Genomic DNA, 20,657 nt, shown 5'->3' with positions numbered 1-20,657 from the left:
TAAACCACCCCACTCGTCCGACGCAGCCCCAGAGCGGGCCGCGCGATTCGGACCGAGTTACGACTACAGTTAGACCTTTCGAATAAAGACCCACATGAGTTCCGGAACCAGCGATAAGTCCTTTACGCAGCAATGGTTACAGTCTTTGACCCTGGCTGCTCGCGATCCAGTTGCCCAGCGAATTAAGCCTCTGATGGAGACCATCAATGAACTGACTCGGCAGCATGCCGAGGGTGACCGTTTGACCTCGGCGCGGCAGTTATGGGACTTTGCCAGCAGTGAAGGATTGCTGCCGATGCTGGAAATAATGCCCATTGGGCAGCCGAATTGGGTATTCGATCGTGACGATAATTTTGCGTACACCCGGCGTCAGGCGCCGGTCAATCAGGCTTCGGAGGGCAAATCGTCAATTGATTTCGAGACCTGGGTTGGTTTGCTGGGCATCGAGCCCTGTCAAATTCCGCTCAGCGCCGAAGTCAATAATCGCGATTGGACTAGCCTTTTACGTCAAGAGGCGGTGCGGCTGCAACAAGCTTTGAGCACCACTGCGATACCCGCGGGGTTGACGCTACATCTAGACTGCACCGCATTGTGGGACAAGCAGCGTTGGTCGGTGCGATTTGACCAAGCCGAGTGGATGATTCTGCCGTATGAAGATCCGTTTTCCGTCGAGCGGCCAGCGCTGGCCGAAATCGAGGAGAGGCTGTGGTGGGTTATCGCGCAGGGTGCTTGCAATCTGGTTCCCAAGAACGCAACGAAGTGTGAGACGCATGCCGCAGCGGGGCCCTGGATCACATGTGTCCCGTCACTACAAGCCATGCACGAACGCATCCTGGTTGGTGAGTCTCGCGACTACCCGCCTTGGTTCCGCCGAGTTTGGGCTTGCGTGTGGACCATTATCTATCGCGAACAAAATGTACTTCGCGGCCAGGCCAATATCGACTTCATTCGCAGTGAAGCCGCGGCGGCTATCAAAGAGGTTCCGCGACTGACGCTCTGGATGTTCTGCTTCGCCAAGCTGGTATGCGAATGCCAACTCGGCCGCGGGCTCGGCATCTCTGGTGACTATCTAGCCTAACAGTGGCAGAAACGACTGTAGCCGAAGTCGCCAGACTTTGGATCGTAGAACCATCGTCCCCGCCGCTCCGTTGTATGTCCCCGCACAATCTCTGATCCTAGCAACGCTGGATTTCAGCCTGAGCGGGGACAGACGGGACAGACGTGTGGACCGGCAGGACGAAAGGTTGATCCGGTGTATGTCCTGTATGTCCCCGGGCTCGAACTTTGGGGGACAGACCCTGGGCTCAATTTGCTGGCATTGACCGGCGGCGCCGAGCGCGTGCTCTGTCCCTCGTTCTACCGTCCGTGCTGTGTCCCCGGCCGCTTCGCCCTGTCCCCGGCCGTTTCGCCTCCGTTCTACCGTCCAAAGTCTGGCGACTTCGGCTACGGGGACAGACCACGAGCATGGGCAGCTGATCGGGGGTATGTCCCCGGGCTGGAGCATTGGGGGACAGACCTTGGTCTGATTTGCTGGCATTGACCGGCGGCGCCGTGCGCGTGCTCTGTCCCCCCGCTCATCCAAAGTCTGGCGACTTCGGTTACGGGGACAGACTGCCTCCCGTCTTTGCCGCCATGTATAATCGTCCAGGCCAATATGCTGTGGGCCGCTCTGGGTCGCGCTATCTATCAATCGGGAGAGTCGCAATGCGTTGCTTTCGCCCCTGGGCAATTTCTGCATTGATAAGCTGCTGTCTTCTATTTCTATACGCGCTGCCAACATCTAATGTTTTTGCATGGCAGGCCGCTAGCGATCAAACTTCGCTCAGCCCAGAAGAACAAAAAGAAAAGACGGCCGCTGACAAGTTCCTGGAACTGCTGCTGAAACGACCGGCCAGCGGAACTGCGCTGGATCGCGTGTTCGGTTACCACGTTGAACGCGGTTCCATCGGAGCGCTGATCGAAGATCTCTCAACTCAAGCCAACGCCGCGCAAGGCGACGACGCGGGTCGTCTGTGGTTTCTAATTGGACTGCTGCAATTGCAACGTGGCGAAGATGCTCAAGCCGTCAAAGCACTGGCTACCGCGCAAAATCTTCTAAAAGACAATGCCTTGGTCGCCTTTCATCACGGACAGGCCTTGATCTTAGTCGGTGATACCGATCGAGCTGCCGAAGCCTTCGAAGTATCCGTAGCCCGCAAACCGGCCCGCGCCGACTACTTGAATGTAGCCCGCGAACTCGGACGTCTTTACCAACGTGCAGGTCGCGTTGATGATGCCCTGCGGATCTGGAATACACTCGAGAAAGATTTTCCAGGCGACGATAGCGTGCGTCAGCGCATCGCATCCACACTGGCCGAAGAAGGTGATCTCAAAGGCGCTCTTACCCGCTTCGAAGCCCTCGCCAAATCTGCCAAAGTCGAAAACGATCGCGTGGGCTATGCATTGGAAGTTGCGAATCTGCGCAGCCAACTTGGTCAACGACAACAGGCCACCGACGAACTGGATGCGATGCTGACCAAACTCCGCCCCGGCAGTTATCTGTACGACGAAGCCCGCCGTCGCGTGGAACGCATCTTCTTGTCCAGCGGCGATTACGTTGGCTTGACAGAATACTATCAGCGCTGGGTCAAGAATCATCCTGACGACTTGAACGTGATGTTGCGTTTGGCTCGCACCTTATCCTTGCAAGGTCGCAGCGCAGAAGCCATCGAGCAATTTCAAGCGGCCATCAAGCGGGCGCCCAATGACCCCGCTCCGCGGTTGTCACTCATCGATGCATACCTGACGGACAACCGCTTTGCAGAAGCAGCAAAACAGTTTGAACCACTCATCGCTAGTGGCGACAACAATCCTGACTACCTGGTCAAATACGGCCAGGTCTTGATGAGTGATAACTCTATCCCCGAAGAGAAGCGCCAAAAGTCAGCGGCAGAAGTTTGGAAACGTCTCCTTAGCGCACGTTCCAACGACGCTGCCGTGCATTCGCAAGTGGCCGACCTGCTGCGCGGCGCAAAACTCAACGACGAAGCGATCGCTGAATATCGACAAGCAATTAAGCTGGCACCCGAAGAGCCACAACACAAAGAATACTTGGGCGAATATCTCTATCAACTCAAACGTCCCGACGAAGCCCTAGTGGTCTGGCGATCTCTGGCCGAAGGTGCCCAACGCACGCGCGACAATCTCGTGCGACTGGCCGAAGTACTCCATCAATTCCAACAACCCGAAGAAGCTCTGAAGACCATGGCCGAAGCCTGCCAATTAAAACCGCAGGTCGCCCATCGTCTGCGCTATGCGGAATGGCTAGTCGATGCCAAAGAGCATGAGCAAGCTAACGAGCAATTAACGCTGGCTCGAACCGAAGCAGAGAGCGTCGAAGATCGCGCTCGTGTCTTTACAGCTGCGGTAAAAGCCTATCAAACAGCTGGCGAACTACCACAACGTATTACCGAAGCCACTGCGGCCGCCGAGGCTGCACCGACTGATGGTGAAAAATGGCGACAATTGGCCGTCTTACACGAAGCAGCCCAAGCACCGAGCGACGCACTCAAGGCCATTGAAAAAGCCATCGCTGCCGACCCCAGCGCAGTCGAAACACTCGACGTTGCCGCCCGAATGGCGCAGGACGCTGGTCGGTTACCTGAGTCGATCGAGTATCGCAAACGCCTGGTTGAGATCGACCGACGTTTTCGCACTGCCCACCTGCAACGTCTCTCGACGCTCTACGCGACCAGCGGACAAAACGATCTGGCCATGGCTACGGGTAAAGAGATGTTAACTGGCGCTGGTGGCGCGATCGAAGCCTTTAAATTCTACGCCGATCTGTGTGGACAATTGGGACTGCGCGATGAACGTCTAGATACGCTGCGCCGCTGCTTGCGACTGAACCCTCGCAGTCAAGAAGCACTAGGCTGGCTCGCCGATCAATTGTCCAGCGACTTTAAAACGGACCAGGCCATTGAACTTGTATGGAAGATGCTCGATGGCGCCGATGTGATCGAGAAGAAGCGCGAAGCAGTCGGCAAGCTCGCGGAACTTTATCTGCGCAACAATCGACTCGACCAACTGATCAGCCGATTGGAGTTTCGAGGTCGCGAAGCCAATGACCGACGTACCACCGCCGACCTCGTCTCTACCGCGTATCAACAAGCTGGCGATCTGGGCCTGGCTCGTGAGACACTCGAGACACTCTTGCGAGAAAGCGGTCGCGACACAGTGTTGCTCGAACGTATGGTGGCTCTGTGTGAACAAGCAGGTGAAGTTGATCGCGCTATCGAATTCCAACGCGAGCTGATGCGCATTACTCCCAACAAACAAACACAAGCGCGTTTGGCATCGCTGTTGATCGACATAGGCGCAGTCGAAGAGGCGCAGAGTCTGTGGCTTTCGACCGTCGATATTCGCGGTGACACACTTGAATTGGGCCGCCAGGTTGATCGACTCTTCGGTCGAGGCGAGCAGCGGGCTGCCTTGGAGCTGGCCAATAAGGTCCTGGAATCCAATCCGCAAGATTGGGAAATGTTGCTCCGTCGCATGGTCTTGCGCGCCGAAAGCGGTGCGTGGGCCGAGGCGACCAAGGATGCTGACAGTGTGTTGGCCTTGAAACTGGCCGAAGATACACTTTCGAGCGAAGCTCAAGCAGCACTCGCGCGCAGCAAACGACCGACCAATGCCAATGTCAATGCTAACGCTAGAAACTATAGCAAGCGCATGCAGCGTCAAAGCTTGTATGAACTCTATTACCTGGTCGACCCACGTTACGGTTACTCAAACTCGAACAAGTTGCCTAGCCCGACGGATTTTGGACATGCCAAGGCTTACGCGCGATACGTGCAACTCAAACACATAGGCGACGAGGATACCGAACGGCTCAGCGCCCTGATCGAGGCTTCTAAAGAACAGGCGATGAAACCCGATGCTACGGCCGATCAAGTTTGGGAGTGGTACGCAAACCGAACCATGATGGAGAGCATTGCCCAGCAATCGCAGCGCGATTATCGCAATCCATCAACCTGGGAGGATGTATGGCGCTTAGCCGAAGTCGACGAAGAGTCCGGCAGCTATCCATTGCAGAGCCTGCTTTCCAGCCGGATGAGTATGCAAGATCGTGGCGGCCAGAAGCCACAGCCCATGAACGACGAGCAACTGCAACAGCTCAAAAAGCTCTTCACCGCTGAACAGTCACGCGACAAACTCAATGCAAATGTCCAGCGGTACACCATACCTGCCATGCTCGCCTCGGAATTTAAGCTGGCAGGCAAGGAAGATCAGGCGAAAAGCTTTATCGATGAAATGCGACCGAAGGACGTTACACCTCAAACCGCTATCAGTAGCATCTCTTTCTTGTCCACCTACGGTAACGATGATGAGCTATGGGCCGCTATCCAGTCAGCCTTGGACCCTAAGAACAAGGCTGTTGTCCAGCAAACGTACGGCAACGCCTCGTTGCTTCAGCTGACTACGCAATTCATCAATCCGGAACGAGCCAAGAAAAAACTTTCGTCCGGCGCAGAGGACCCTGCCTATCGAGATCGCTGTTTCCAACTGCTGGATTCCAGCATCCAATTGATGGCCGAAAGTCGAGTCAGTCGGCCACAGTTGCGTTTGAGCAGTATGGGTATGGAGCGACGCGCCTACAACATCGTCAATGGCTATGGGCAAGAAGTGTTGATCTCGTTCCCGCCAACTGGCCTGGGACCTGACGACAACGTGCTGATGCTGTATCGTCGAGCCGAAGAACAATTGAAAACACATCTCGAACCATGGCTTGGCCGTTTGGTACAGAACGCTGCCGAGATGGAACCCCGCTTGCAAGTCCAACGGATGTTGGTCGCTGCGATCTTCCTGCAGTGGCAAGATCGGACCGATGAGGCCATCAAGACTTTGCAACAAGCTATCGACCTGGCAGCCAAAGAAGTATCGCATGAAGAAGCACAATTGCGATTGCTGCAAGCCGACCTGTTCTTGCGTCAAGATCGCAAACAAGAAGCCCTGCAAGCAATCGAAGGCATCACGGTTTATGACCAAGGTGCCATGACGGTTCGCGAGTATGCCGCCGCACGACTGGCCGTTGCCTTGGGAGATCAAGAGCGAGCCAAGAAGGCGGCGCGACGATTGTTTGGTGTGCGATTGGATACCGACACGCAAATCGCCCTGGCTAAACTCATGCACAGTTTGAACATGCCAGAGTTGGCCGACGATCTAGTGCGGCGCATGCGCGGCCGCACTGGTGGTTCGACGCAGCAACTGCAAACGTTGATGGCCTACTTCAAGAGTCAGAACTCCGATGCCCAGGCGGCTGAAGTCGCTATCGAACTACTGCAACGCAGCGCACCGGTGCGCAGTCGAAATTCGCGGAGCACCACCAGTGAACAAACCGGCCGCGCCAGCGCCCTGCAAATTTTGGCCTCGGCTGGTCGCCTGAATACTCTGATCGCCAACACTGAAAAACGCTTGGAACGCGCCCCCAAAAGTCAGCGCATCAAGACTGAGTTGATGGAAATGTATGTGGCGGCCGGTCAGAACGACAAAGTACAGAAGATCCTCGATAGCGAAGATAAAAGCACCAGCCCCAGCGCCGATAGTACAACTGCGTTAGAAGCCATGGTCAAACAGCTAACGACTGTTGGCAAGCACAAAGAACTGTGCGATGTCTACTTGAAACTGCTCAAACGTAAACCGCAATTGTTCCAGAACGATTACTACGAAATCGTTCGTCCTTTCCAACAAACCAAACGCCTGGAAGAATTGGTGGACCTCGTTCTCGAGGTCGGTGTCCAAAAGTTTGAAAACTATCGAGTTGGCGAGCTGTGCGGCGAACTGTTGCAAAATGACAAGACCAATCCCAAAGCTCGGCAACTACTGCTGGCAGTTCTCGATCGCCGAGATATGCGTGGCTCGAATCTGCAGAACTTGAATAACGTGCTCAGCAACGTACCTAACTTACTCACTGATCGAGAGATCTTCGAGAAACTAGTGGGTGGCTACATGGCCTCATCATCGTCGATCACTGGGGATTGGAGTACGCTCTTCAGCAGTTGGTCTTACAATTCGGATGGTCGAAATTCCAATGGGCTCACGATGCTCACCCGCAAGGCCGTCGAATCGCCGGAGTTGGTCGACTTCTTGGAAAAGGCAGTTCGTCAACAATTGGAGAAGAAGCCGGATTGGTACGAAGGCAAGGCGTGGCTGGGGATGATTCTGGCCGAACGCAAACAATACGATGCCGCCATCTCGCAGCTCGAACCGCTCATCGACGTCAATTTCTTACCACCCATTTCCCATGACGCTTGCTGGTTGATAGGCAGCTTCATCGATACGCATGCACCCATGCGACCGCTAGCGGCCAGGATGTACGATGTGGGACTCGCACAACCATCCAACCGCTCCAACAATGAATTCCAGTACACCATGGCGGGTCGCGCATGTCGCCTGGCCGCTGAAATGGGTGAAAAAGAAAAGGGGCGCGAAATGCTACGCGCCCAACTGGAAGCCAGTAAGAACAATCCCAATCCAGCGCGTTATGGAAATCCACAATACGAGGCCTACAGGCGAATCAGTTCTGCTAACAGCATCATCGATCTCATGAGCGAACTGGGCGCCTATGCCGATGCCTTGAAAGTGGCGCGCGAGGTTGATCGATCCGACTTCGACAAAGCTCGCAACTACGGTGGTGCTAGTGAGCCAGAGTTCGACAAACGCGTTGAAAAGTTGCTCGAAGAAGTGCGCAAAGCAGGTGGGCTCGGTGCCATTACCGCTATGATCGACGCACAGGCCAAGGGACCGCTGGCGGTTGATTTTGGTATCTCCTTGAACGATGAACCTTTCACCCGCGGCGGTCTGCGCTCGGTCTGGCTCGAACTGGTTTCCGATTTGCAGGCCAAACCAGAAAATGCTAAGGAGATCGAAGAACTAGTCGAGCAACTCACGGGCCTCCATATGTCACGGCCGGCAGATCTGAGTGTCCAAGTGGCGTTAGCTCTTGCATCCAGCCAGCCTGGTTCCATCGATGCACTGTCTCAGCTGGTCAACGATCCGCCAACCCCGCCCGTAGCCGCCACCACAACTAATCCGCCTGCTAAACCTGAATCGAATGCAAATTCGAAACCCACTCCAGCCAGCCCTCCCAATCCAGCGACGCCTGCCGCGCAGCCGAGCGTCAATTCGAGCCACAAGGAATATGATGAACTGCTGGCGGTTGCTTACTTGCGTTGGGAACAGCTCGCGCATAGCCAGCAGAGCTCGACCGATGTTCAACCGGTATTGGATTGGCTAACGCAACACGCCAAGTCGTGGACGCCGACAACACGCCTGGGCTTGGTCGCGTCGCTGAGCAAACAGTTTCTTGAGCGCAAAGACACAAGTGGCGCGGCCAAATTGTTGGCTTCGGTCACCCAGTGGTCCGATATCTCGTCATCGCCGTTGATCGACTTGGCAGTCTATGCGATTAAGAATGATATGACGGAACTGGCCATCGTCAGTTCTAGCCAGGCGCCCAAAGTGGTCAGCCAAGATAACGCTGTCGTCGCTGCTCAACCCGCCGGCTCATTGGGACAACTGTTGGGTGCCAATCAACGTGCCAGCGTTGTAACTAGCAACCCGTTTGGTGATGAAGGTACTGAGACCAAGAGCGATCAGGTGGCTCGCAAACTGCTAGAATTGGAGCGGCTATGGTCCGATAAGAAACTGGAACCATCTCTGGCTATTACTTGGCTCACTGATTGGATAATGCCTGAGGGCAAGCAGCCCAATCCCATGGCAATCAGCGCCGGTCGCAACAGCGGCAATCAATTAGAGGTGGACAGTTTATTCGATCGCTTGGCAAAACGCGCGGCTCAGTCGCAGCAGATCGAGGCTATTGTCAATCGACTGCAGCCCTCGGACAGTGGTGATAAATCTGCCGCGCGCTCCGATCTACAAAAATTGTTGGCCGCGCATCTGTGGCTACGCGGTAAGCATGCAGACAAAGCTGCTGAAGAATTGAAAGCCATTGATCCAGTCGCCCTGGACGGACTGCCTCTAGCCCAGTGCGTGCAAACTCTTGTAGTTGGCCTAGAGGAGGATGCCAGCCGACTGCCAGCAATCACGTTGGCTTTGGCGCTGATCGAACGCCATAAGCCCACACAACAATACCAAGAGGTTGAACCCTACGTCAGCTTGGCGCTCAAGGTCAGCACAACTGCGATTGAGCGCGGCCTGGACAAACCGCTACGTGATTCGGCGATCAATACCTACATCGAGTTCTCGATTCACAACAATCAGAGATATGGGGGTAATTATGGTGTTCAACAGTTGATTGGGCAAAACGAGCAGATTGCTCGACCCCTGCTGATGCGCGGTGAAACAGCGGAAGCCCTCAAGTATTTGGCTCAGCGCGAACCCGCATACAATTTGGGCTTTGACCAATCCAACGACTGGGTGGGCAGCTGGGCGCTGGAAAGCATTCAAGGAAAGCCTGACCGCGCGGAAGCCTATCGGACTCTAGCCGATTGGACCTTTAGCGGCGATGGCGCCGTGCATACCTTGTTCGCCTTGTCGCGGCGGGCTGAATTGCCCAAGTGGATCCCAGCCAGCGTGGGCGGCAACTATCCTACGTTTGCGCCAACCTGCGATCCAGCCGTGCCCCTCGTTTCCAATTTCTATTCCCTGGCTCGGCTCGCTCAAGAACTCAAGATCACCGATGATCTCTTGCAGCGACTCGAAGTTGCTCGCAAGCAAGGTCGGGCGGGAGCTGACGTGGGTTGGGCCATTACTCTGGCAACACTCAAACAACCTGTACCTCCCGAGTTGCTCACTGCGATTTCCGAACGCTTAAGCAAACTGACACTCCCTGAGGAGTACGCTGAGACTCGCAGCCCAGTGCCCAGCGGCGAATTGCAATTGGCACTTTTGTTATCCAGCGAAGAGAATCATCGTGAGTGGTCTCAACAAATTATCGAGCAAATCTCCAAGAATGTTACGCGAAACCACCTGTCACCATGGTTGGCACGGTTGCAATATCAAAGCGGTTGGTCGGATGCCGCCCAGCTGAAACCAGCCAACAGTCTCGCCCATTGGATATCCAGTACGCATGGTTCGGCGCATGACTTCTACGAAGGTGATACGCCGAGTATTTGGTTGACCGATGGACAAGCAAAGGTCGAACACCTTTGTGGATTCGCTCAAGACAATTTGTGGCTGCGTTATCCACTGACTGGAAACTTCAGCTTCGAGTTCGAAACAAAGTTCGATCGCCGCCAGGCAACATCGATGTCGATCGGCGGCATGACCGTCAGCGTTGCCAGCTGGGGTCGCGACCAATTCTATTTAGATCTCATGGGAGAAGATTATCGCGACATGCATCGCTCTATTCTGAAGGACATCAAGAAAGATGACGATCTGCGCTTTACTGCAATGCTACAGGATGATGCACTGGTTCTAAAACTAAATGATGTGGTGGTCTATAAAGAACCTCGAGTCCAGGAAGTTATGTGGTTAGGTATTCGTACCAGCGGCTACTCACAAAGCAGTTCTACGAACATTAAATTGACCGGAGACCCCACTATTCCCAAGCAGATCAATTTGCTTGGCAAAGATCACCTACGCGGTTGGACTGGTGGCTACTACGGACAAGTTTTACCTTCCATGAAAATGGCGGAGCAAGAGAAGGCAGCAGATGACGAAGCCTACTATTACCAGGGCGGAGTAGCCTCTGATCAATTGAAGGATTTGAACTGGACGATTCAAAATGAAGAATTGATTAGCGGGCAAGGCAGTACGCTGGGGCCCGGCCATCAGTCGGTGGTGCAACTGGCTCACCCGCTCAGCACAGGTGACAAGCTTGAGTACGAGTTCTTCTACAATCCCAATGAATTCGAAGTGCATCCTGCGCTGGGACGTACCGCTTTCGTGCTCAGACCCGACGGGGTGCATTGGCACTGGATGACCGAAAACAATTCGTCCTGGAGTACACCGGCCGACTACGAAGTCAAAGCCGCAGGCGCCATACCTCTAAATTTGAAGGTTGGCGACTGGAACAAGATGCGCATCGAAGCCAGTGCCGATCGAATTCGATTGATCTTGAACGATCAGACAATTCTCGATCAAGCTTGGGACTTCACCACTCCGGCGGCCACCTTCGGACTTTTCCACTATCGAGATAAAACGAAAGTCCGCGTCCGCAATGTTCAACTCAGCGGTGCCTGGCCAGACAAATTGCCCGAGTCTTTATTTAGCCCATGATGCTGTAACCACAGCGGATTACATAGACAGCACCAAGATGTAGCGCAGAGCTCGCAGTATGATCCATATCTGTTAACTCAATGCGTTGCTTCACCGGGCTGTCTGTTCTGACGCTGTTTCTACTTTCGGAACTGCCAATGTCTTTAAGACTCGCGCTAATTGCAACTTTTCATATTGTTCTGATCTGCGCGTCGCCACTACTCATGGCCCAGACGCCGCCGAGCACGGAGCAGCAGAAAGAACAAGCTGCTGCCGATAAGTTTCTAGAGCTACTGCGAAAGCGCCCAGCTACGGGCACTGCTTTAGATCGCGTCTTCGCATATCACGTGCAGTATGGTGCAGTCGAGGAGTTGATAGCCAGGCTCAGCGACCAGGCACAAGCCTCATCCGGGGACGAAGCAGGCCGCATCTTGTATCTTGTGGGCTTGCTTCAATTGCAACGCAGTGAAGATGCTCAGGCCGCTACGGCCCTGGGTAGGGCCCGTGCTCTGCTGCCCGATAATCCGCAGGTTGCGTTTCACCATGGCCAGTCACTCTTGTTGATTGGTGACACGGACCGCGCTGCCGAAGCCTTCGAGGCGGCCATTGAGCGTAAACCATCGAAAAGTGATTTTCTGAATGTCGCCCGCGAACTTGGACGCCTCTATCAACGCGTAGGTCGAGTCGAGGACGCCCTGCGAATCTGGAATAAACTGGAACAGGCCTTCCCTGGTGATGACAGCGTGCGGCAACGCATTGCAGTAACGCTCGTCGAAGAAGGAGATTTATCAGGAGCCTTTGCGCGATACACCGCCTTGGCGCAATCCGCCAAAAATGAAAACGATCGCGTTACCTTCGCGTTGGAAGCTGCCAATCTGCAGAGTCAACTCGGCAACAAGCAGAATGCTCTCGAGCAGATCGCACAACTTCTCATCAAGCTTAGACCTGGTAGCTTTCTCTATGACGAAGCGCATCGAAGCATCGAACGCATCCACATGTCATCGGGCGATTACTCTGGTCTGGCCAGATATTACCAAGGTTGGCTCAAAGATCACCCGGATGACATTGATGTCCAATTGCGCTTGGCCCGAATTCTGTCGTTGCAAGGTCAAAGCGAGCAGGCAATTGCCGCACTGATCGGTGCTCTCCAGCGCTCGCCTAGTGATGTCAAGCTGCGGCAAACACTCATCGACGCATACGTAACTGCGCATCGCTTTAAGGAAGCTGCGCAGCAATATGAAGTTCTGCTCTCGAGCGAGAGTAACAATCCAGACTACCTGGTGAAGTATGGCCAGGTCCTGCTAAGCGACTCGCAGATTGCCGAACCCGAACGTCGAATGTCGGCAGCCAACGTGTGGAAACGCCTCATAGCTTTGCATCCCAACGATGCGTCCACGTATTCCCGAGTGGCTGATCTGTTGCGCGATGCCAAGTTGAGCGACGAGGCAATCGACCTTTATCGACAAGCAATTCGCATGGCACCGGAGGAGGCTAAGTACAAAGAGTATCTCGGCGAATTTCTACATCAACTCAAACGACCAGACGAAGCGCTCGCGGTATGGCGCTCGCTGGCCGAGGGCGACCAGCGCACGCTGGAAAATCTGGTGCGACTGGCAGAGATCTTGCACCAGTTCCAGCAAACGGGCGAAGCTTTGGAAGTCATGCGCGAGGCCTGCGAGCGCAAACCGCAGATCATGCACCGCTTGCGCTACATCCAGTGGCTCACCGAAGCTCGCGAGTTTTCGTTAGCCGAGCAGCAATTGCAATGGGCTCGAGCTGAAGCGGACAACCCAGAAGACCTGGCGCGGCTCTTCCATGCGGCGATCGAGAACTATAAAGCAGCCGGACAACTTTCCGAAAAAATCAAACAAGCCCTGACTGCCGTTGAGGCTGCTCCTGGCGACGCGGATCGCATGCGCGAACTGGCCATGCTCTATGAAGCTGCCAATAAACCTGTCGAGGCTTTACAGGCGATCAAGAAAAGCATCGCCGCATCTCCACAGTCGATTGATGGATTGGACATAGCTGCGCGCCTCTCCCAAAAGCTCGGCCTGATTGCCGAATCAATTCAGATGCGCCAGCGTTTAATCGAAGTCGATGTCCGCTTTCGGACGACACATCTGGAGAGTCTGGCCAGACTCTACGCCGCTGGTGGTCAAAACGAATTGGCAATCTCAGCCAGCCAAGAAATGTTGGCTAGTTCTGGCGGTACGCTGGAAGCTTTTAAGTCGCATGCGGACTTGTGTGAAAGCCTGGGCAATCGCGATTTGAAGTTAGAAACTCTGCGCCGCTGCGTGCAGCGCAATCCTCGCAATCAAGACGCTCTGAATTGGTTAGCCACGCATTTGTCGGATGATTTTAAGACTGACCAGGCCATTGAACTATTCTGGAAGATGCTCGAGAGCGCACCAACCGACGGCTCGCGCCGTGACGCAGTAAAGAAATTGTCAGAATTATATCTGCGCAACAATCGTCTCGACCAGCTAATCAGTCGTTTGGAGATTCGCGGTCGCGAGCAAAACAATCGAATCGTAACGGCTGACCTTATCGCAACGGCTTATCAAGAAGCAGGTGATTTGGGCCTGGCGCGTCAAACTTTGGAAGCGCTGCTGCAAGCTTCGGATCCGGATCCATTGCTGCTGCAGCAGTTGGTTACGATATGCCAGCAAGCGGGTGACTTGGACCGCGCTATCGAGTTGCAACGAGAGCTGATAGTAAAGACGCCCGATGTTGCTGCGTCTCAGACCTTGGCTTCACTCCTGAATCAAGCCGGCTATTTCGACGAAGCGCAGCTCGTGTGGCTCTCAACGCTCGATACCAAACAAGACTATGCCGATGTCGTCAGGCAAATCTATCGCCTAGGCGAAGCGAAGGCAGTTGATCGTGGACTGTTGTTGGCCGACAAAGTACTTCAGTCCAATCCGCAAGCCTGGGAAGTACTGGTCAGCCGGATGCTTTTGTACGTTGCGAGCGATGATTGGGAAGCGGCGGTTACGGACGCTCAGACAATTCTCCAGCTAAATGTTCCGCTGGATACTCAAGCCAGCGTGAGCCATCGCACCAGTCGTCCAGGCGACGCGACGACCAGCCCCCGCGTTGCCCGAATTTTCTCGATATCGTTCCTCGAACACGCCCTTTCCAATCCAAATCAGGGAGGGCCAACGCCGCCGGCTGACTTCGGTTGTGCGCGTAGTTACGCCTACTTTGTGCTTTTGAAGAGTGCCTATGAGGAGGGCGACTCACAGGAGTTGGAGCTCTACAAGTCGATAGAACAGCGGGCTCGCTCTTCACAAGACGATGTCGATGCAACGTGCGACTGGATCACGGCGCGCTACATACTGACTCTAATTGACGCGATGCCGGGAGCCGACATCTATCGTCCGGATACGTGGGATAGTGCCTGGCGACTATTAGACTTAAGTCCAGATGATGGCTGGGACCTGATCCGGAAACGCTTGGTGCGCCGCGCAGAGCGAATTGTCTATTTGAAAAGTACCTCGGACGAAAGCCGTGCGACTTCTGCCGCGGAGCTCGCAACCTTCAAACCTATTGCAGTCGATCGTCTCAAACAACTCGAGACACTGGCCCGAATCGACAATGGCGACCGTGCGCAGACAGGAAATGCTTTTTATCCCAACGCCGTCTTATACGCGACGGAGCTTTCGCAGGCTGGCCTTGAACAAGAATCGAAAGAAGTCCTGGAGCAATACAAATCGCAGCTCAATACACCTGATCGGGCCATGGCCGGTCTGTACTACTTTTCAAACTACGAGGCAGATGACGAGCTCTGGAGAGTTCTTGATCTGGCGTTCAACGCTCGAAACGTAACCCTGAATCATTTGGCAAGTAGCGGTGTCAGTTTTGTGGAGTATTTTGTGAGTTCGGATCGTATTGCGCAGAAACTCTCCAAGGGGTTTGAGGACCCCGTCTATGTGCAGCGAACTTTCGATTTGTTGGAACGATGTCAACGACTCTCGGCGCAGGCCAACTCCACCAGTGGTCAACTGTATCTGGACTGGATTGGCGAAGAGCGGCGTATATTCTTGGATATAGAGGGCGACGATCAATGGAAGATGATGGCTTTCCCACCCTCGGGATTAGGCCCCGATGATGATTATCTGGCCGTCTTATACAAAGTGTTCTTGAAAGCTGCTGATCAAACTGACCAATGGGCTACCAGATTGGCTAGCCACGGCGACGAGTTAGAGCCACGTCAACGTGTCGAGTATCTGCAGACAGCGTCCTACATCAGATTCTGGCAAGGCAAAGTGAGTGATTCGATTCACTTGCTCGAGCGAGCCACTGAGATTGCCAGACAACACTCGCTTGCCAACGAGACGACATTGAGATTGCTGCTGGTGGACCTGTATCTGCGGCAAGACTTGAAGCAGCAAGCCTTGCAGACGATCGATGCGATGGCGACTCGCGACCAGCAGGATATGACGATTCGTGAGTTTGCGGCCGCGCGCCTGGCGGAGATGCTCGGCAACCGCGATCGCGCGGCTCAGGCGATTCGTCGACTGTTGACCGTCCGGTTGGACACTCAAATGCAGACGACCTTGGCTGAAATGATGCATCGTCTGCAGTTGCACGAACTGGCTGACGAGTCGATGCGCCGTCTGCGTGGACGATCTGGAGGTTCACCGATTCAACTAGCGTCGTTGATGGATTATTTTTCTCAGCGAGGTCAGCAGGAACAAGCTCTCGAGGTTGCCATGGAGATCGTCCAACGCACGGCGCCGCGGTTCAACGGTAGTTCACGATCAACCGCGCACTACCAGCGCAGCAATGCACTCGATGTCATCCAATCGGCGGGCAAGCTTAGCGAGCATATCGCCAAGATCGAAGCCCGGTACGAGCTTGCTCCCAAGAGCCTGCGAATTCAAACGGAGCTGATCGAACTTTACGAATTGGCTGAGCTAGACGATAAAGCCGCAGCCATCAGGTCCCGTTTGGTTGAAGCCGACGTTGGCAAGTCTGCCAGCCCAGCGGCGCTGGTGGCCAAGGCCACGCAATTGGGAAATGTGGGCCAGTATTCCCAAGCTTGTGATCTATGGCTGGAGCTGATTAAGGTCCGCCCCAGACGCTTAAGCACTTTGATTAAAAGGGTGTATCGCGATGTTTCGGCGGCACAACGGGAGAACCAATTGTTAGATGCCTTGCTGCAGGTTGCAGATCAAAAGGTCCCGCCAGAAGCCAACTTGTATGTGGTGCGACTGGCACAATCCGAGGAGATGACGGAAAAGGCTTACTCGCTGCTGTTCAAATCGCTCGATATGCCTGCCATCAAGAACCAACTGAGTCGACTTGATTTCTTGTTCAATGAAAAGGTGGCGTGGCTGGAGCGGGAAGAACTGCATGACAGGCTGACCACTATTCTCATACAACATTCCCGGGCCACACAAGATGGTTGGAGTCTGCTACTGCGCGGCGACCAGATCACGCCCAACTCGTTTCAGTCGAACTGGCTGACGACGTGTATCTCTGTGATTGCGGATGATGGCGATCGCCTTGCGCAGTTGGCGCAAAAGATTCGCACAGGCATCGAGGAGCAACCGGGCTGGTACGAAGGCAAGTTCGCGCTAGCTCTGGTGCTTGCAGCTCAGAAACGATGTGATCAAGCCACTGAGTTGCTGGCTCCGATCGTTACTCCAGACTTTCGACCTGAACCAGACAGTGATGTCCTATGGCTGATCGGTAGTGAGATCGAATCTCACGCGCCGATGCGCGAGTTGGCTTTGAAAATGTACCAGCTTGAGTTGACTCGGCCAGATGTCTATGACCCAGAATACTATCTGCTGCGGACGTCGCTACATTATCGAGTCTGTCGACTCTTAGTAGAACTGAATCGTCCTCAAGAAGCCCGGAGTTTGCTGTGGAGCAATCTTGAAAAATATGTCAAACGCTTTCGCTTGGAGAACCATGACAAGCTGAATTCCTATGACTACCAAAGCTGCTCCCGAATAAGTGAGGCGGTTGATCTGCTGGTGGAAATGGGTGCCCTAGCCGATGCACTCAAGCTGATCGACTCGCTCGAGTTTCCGAGCATGGATAAATTGAGCGAAGATGTCGCGGGGGACGTTGAGCGGTTTTGTGTCAGGTCAGAAGCAGTCCGGGATATGGTGCGCAAAGTCGGCGGTCCGGCGCTCACAGACATCTTACCGCCAGCCAGTACTACGGACCAATTTACGGTAAATTTTGCCACCTACTTTATTGATGACTCCACGCGTCCTGTCGAATTGCATTCTGTTTGGTTGGATATCATTCGCCGTCTTGAGCAGTCGCCAGAGGGTCTGAATCAAGTCGCTGCTTATGCGGAACAACTGCGACTATTGCGGGCCAGTCGACCGGATGATTTGAGTTTACAAACTGCATATGCAATTTGTACGAGCAACCGCCAGTCATACACAGACCTCGATCAACTCTTGCAGAGTCCGACGCCAAAAATGGTGTTGGATGAATCGAATAAACGATTGTCGCAACGCATGTTGGCTGTCGCGTTCGTTCGGTGGCAAGAATTGCGGTTTAGTAGTGGAGCCGAAGTGGATGTGCAGACGGTGCTCGACTGGTTGAAACGGAACGCAGCTTCATGGGATATACGACTGCAAGCGGCTGTGTATGGAGATGTGATCCAAAACTGTATGGGCAAGCGGGATTTTTTGGGAGCCCAGCGCTTGATTGGTCAGTTAAGCGAATTGCCCGGACATTCGATCGAGCTCGAATTGAATTGGGCCGAGAGTGCACTTGACCAGGGGTTTTCGGAGTTGGCGCAGTTTTGTGCTATACATGCCGTTACAAATTGGCTAGCCAACGGACAGAAGTTCACGACCAATACACTGGGAAGTTTGTTGGGTAGTGCCGTCGAGTCCGCTGGCGAAGACAATGACGATTCGACAATCTGGAGGCTGTTGCAGTTCGATGACAAATGGATGCGCAAGAGTGGAAACAATGCACAGACATGTTCTTGGCTGAAAGATTGGAGGATAGTGGAGGAGCTAGTGCGCGATCCGCGGGTGACTTCGTTGGATGGTTCGCTGAGCGCGCAACAGGGTGATGGACTTTTCGACCGGTTGGCCAAACATGCGGCTAGTCTTGGCAAGACTCAACAGCTTGTCGAGTGTTTGCGTGGCGCTTCGCAAGGCTTGACACGGGGTGCGAGTGATGATGGAGTGAAACCACTTATTGCGCATGCGTGGCTGCGGGCTGGACAGACTCAGCAAGCTATTGAGCTCCTGCAATCCATTAATCGTGAAACTTTGCTCGATTTACCTATTGATTGCATGGTCCAGGCCATTGAGGCTGGACTGGATCAAAAAGCCAGTCGGTTGGCTGTGGCCGAGTATGCACTATTCTATTTGGAGAGACTGCAGCCCAAGTTCTCCTCAATAAATGGTGATGTAGGCGGTCTGGCGACTCGCGTTCGCCGGCTATTGGTCGAAGAGAACTTCGATGACAAGCTTCGCGAAAAAGCGATCAAGCTTACGTTGGAACTCGCTGGGTTGAAAAACGTTCGCTTCTATCAACAGACCAACAGTTCGCTTCAGATCTGTGAAGAATTGGTGCATGCGTATCTGCGCGATGAAAATCTGGAGCTAGCGCTGAAGTACTTGGGTGAGCGGGAGAAGTTTGTAGATACAAAAAACGATTACTACATAGTCGATAATGACGAAGTCGGTGCTCAGCTACTGCATGGCGTACAAATTTTTTCTGATCAAAGGCAAGCCTATCGTTCGCTCATCGATTGGACATTACCGGAGACGGGGCCAGTGCGGTTGATTTCAGCCATCTATGATTCTGGCCCCAGCCCGCATGGGCAAGCTACTTCGGCGCGGGAGTCGGCGGTGCTGTCGAACTATCACTTGCTGGCCGTTATGGCTGAACAGCTTGGTCTGGAAGATTCGTTGGTCGAGCGCTTTGAAGCTGCATATCGTCAGGAGCGACCGGAGGCGACGCTTGCACTGGCGATCGTACTGGCGACATTGAAGCGGCCCTTTTCGGATGAGTTGAGCAGTAGGGTTAAGCAGCAGGTTAAGGATTTTGTAGCTAAGCCGGATGAGCCCCTCTATTGTCGAAAGCCGATCCTGGCGCTGCAGTTGATAACGCTGTTGTCGAATCAGACGGAGCAGTCGAAACCATTGGCTGGGTTGGCAGCGCAGTTGGCATCGGAGTTGGTTGGATTGAAGTTGACGTGGTATCAGCGGTACTTAAACGGCTGGATGCGAGATCGATTGCGTTTGCGAGGTTGGAAACCGGATCAGGTTGTGGGAGGCGACCGAGATTTTTCGAGTTGGATAAGAACTTTGCCGTTGGAGTCGCATGGGCTGGCTTCGGGGAACATGCCTGCGCGGTGGTCTACCGATGGTCGATCATGGCTGGAGGCGTGTGGTGGATCAGATCAAGAGTTGTTGTACTTGAGGTATCCCTTGGAAGGTAACTTTAGTTTTCAATTCGAAGCGAAACTCGACCAGCATTCCGCTGTTCTTTTTGCAGCTGCGGGAATTTTCTTTAAGGCATTTGGAAACGAGCCATCGAAATGCCATGTAGCGGGTGCGAACGATGGCGATAGCCTATTTGTCATGCTTCCTGATGCACAAGACAGTATATGGAGAAGACATCGACTGACCGTGAATGAGGATTCGCTCAGTTACTATGTTGATGATCAATTGATGTACACCGAGCCTAGGCGGCCTGAACCAATTTGGGTGGGCTTTAACACAATTGATCGGTTTGATGTGAGCATTCGAGAAATCAAGTTTGAGGGGCACCCCAGTATTGCCAAGTCAGTTGATCTGATTCCTGCGCATGATTTGCGCGGTTGGTTCAGTTCGCTGTATGTTTCACCCGTACCCAGTTGCAGGTTGAACGAGATGCAGCCTGCGGTTGGGCGATCGACGACCAGTTACCAAGAAGGGACTGACCGATTTGATTTACGAATGCTCGCTTGGTCAGTAAAGGATGGAGAATTGATTGATGGAGGATCTACGGACTCCGGTCCTGGCGAGCAGTCGGTACTGCACTACCAGCAACCGCTCGAGCCTGAAGGGCATGTGGAATACGAATTTTTTTACGAGCCTGGAGAATTCGCAGTGCATCCCTGTTTGGGACGCACGGTGTTTATGTTGGATCCCGCGGGCATACGGTTACACTGGTTAACAGAGATGACGACCTATGGCGAGTTGCCACCTGACAACCGGGTTTCAGCCAAATCCGCGGTGCCGTTCGAGTTGAAGTCTCGCGATTGGAACAAGCTGGAACTCGACTTGGGTGCCGGGCAGGTCATGTTGAGGCTCAATGGCGTGCAAGTGTTGAGTGAGCCGATTGATCACACTCAGGACGACACTAGGTTTGGCGTTTTCCACTACACGGACCAGAGTCGCGTCCGAGTGCGTAAAGCCCGCCTAACCGCTCCCTGGCCCCAATCCATACCCACCCAACTCTTATCCGTGTCCCCAAAGTAA

3 protein-coding genes are annotated in these 20,657 nt (G+C 54.0%); all 3 read left to right on the top strand.

Features of this window, described 5'->3' with window-relative positions; all coding sequences use genetic code 11:
• The first annotated feature begins 94 nt into the window (after nt 1-94).
• The 3 genes from SH573x_RS29990 to SH573x_RS29980 all read left to right on the top strand — a co-directional run bounded on the left by SH573x_RS29990 (nt 95) and on the right by SH573x_RS29980 (nt 20,657).
• Nucleotides 95-1,078 carry a hypothetical protein gene (locus SH573x_RS29990; protein ID WP_479351890.1) on the top strand — a complete coding sequence of 328 codons (984 nt, stop codon included), beginning with the start codon at nt 95-97 and terminating at the stop codon, nt 1,076-1,078.
• 626 nt (nt 1,079-1,704) lie between these two features.
• Nucleotides 1,705-11,220 carry a DUF1583 domain-containing protein gene (locus SH573x_RS29985; protein WP_479351889.1) on the top strand — a complete coding sequence of 3,172 codons (9,516 nt, stop codon included), beginning with the start codon at nt 1,705-1,707 and terminating at the stop codon, nt 11,218-11,220.
• A gap of 137 nt (nt 11,221-11,357) precedes the next feature.
• Nucleotides 11,358-20,657 carry a DUF1583 domain-containing protein gene (locus tag SH573x_RS29980; RefSeq protein WP_479351888.1) on the top strand — a complete coding sequence of 3,100 codons (9,300 nt, stop codon included), beginning with the start codon at nt 11,358-11,360 and terminating at the stop codon, nt 20,655-20,657.

Source organism: Rania fehmarnensis, assembly GCF_056494185.1.
This window is presented reverse-complemented; position numbering and strand designations above follow the sequence as displayed.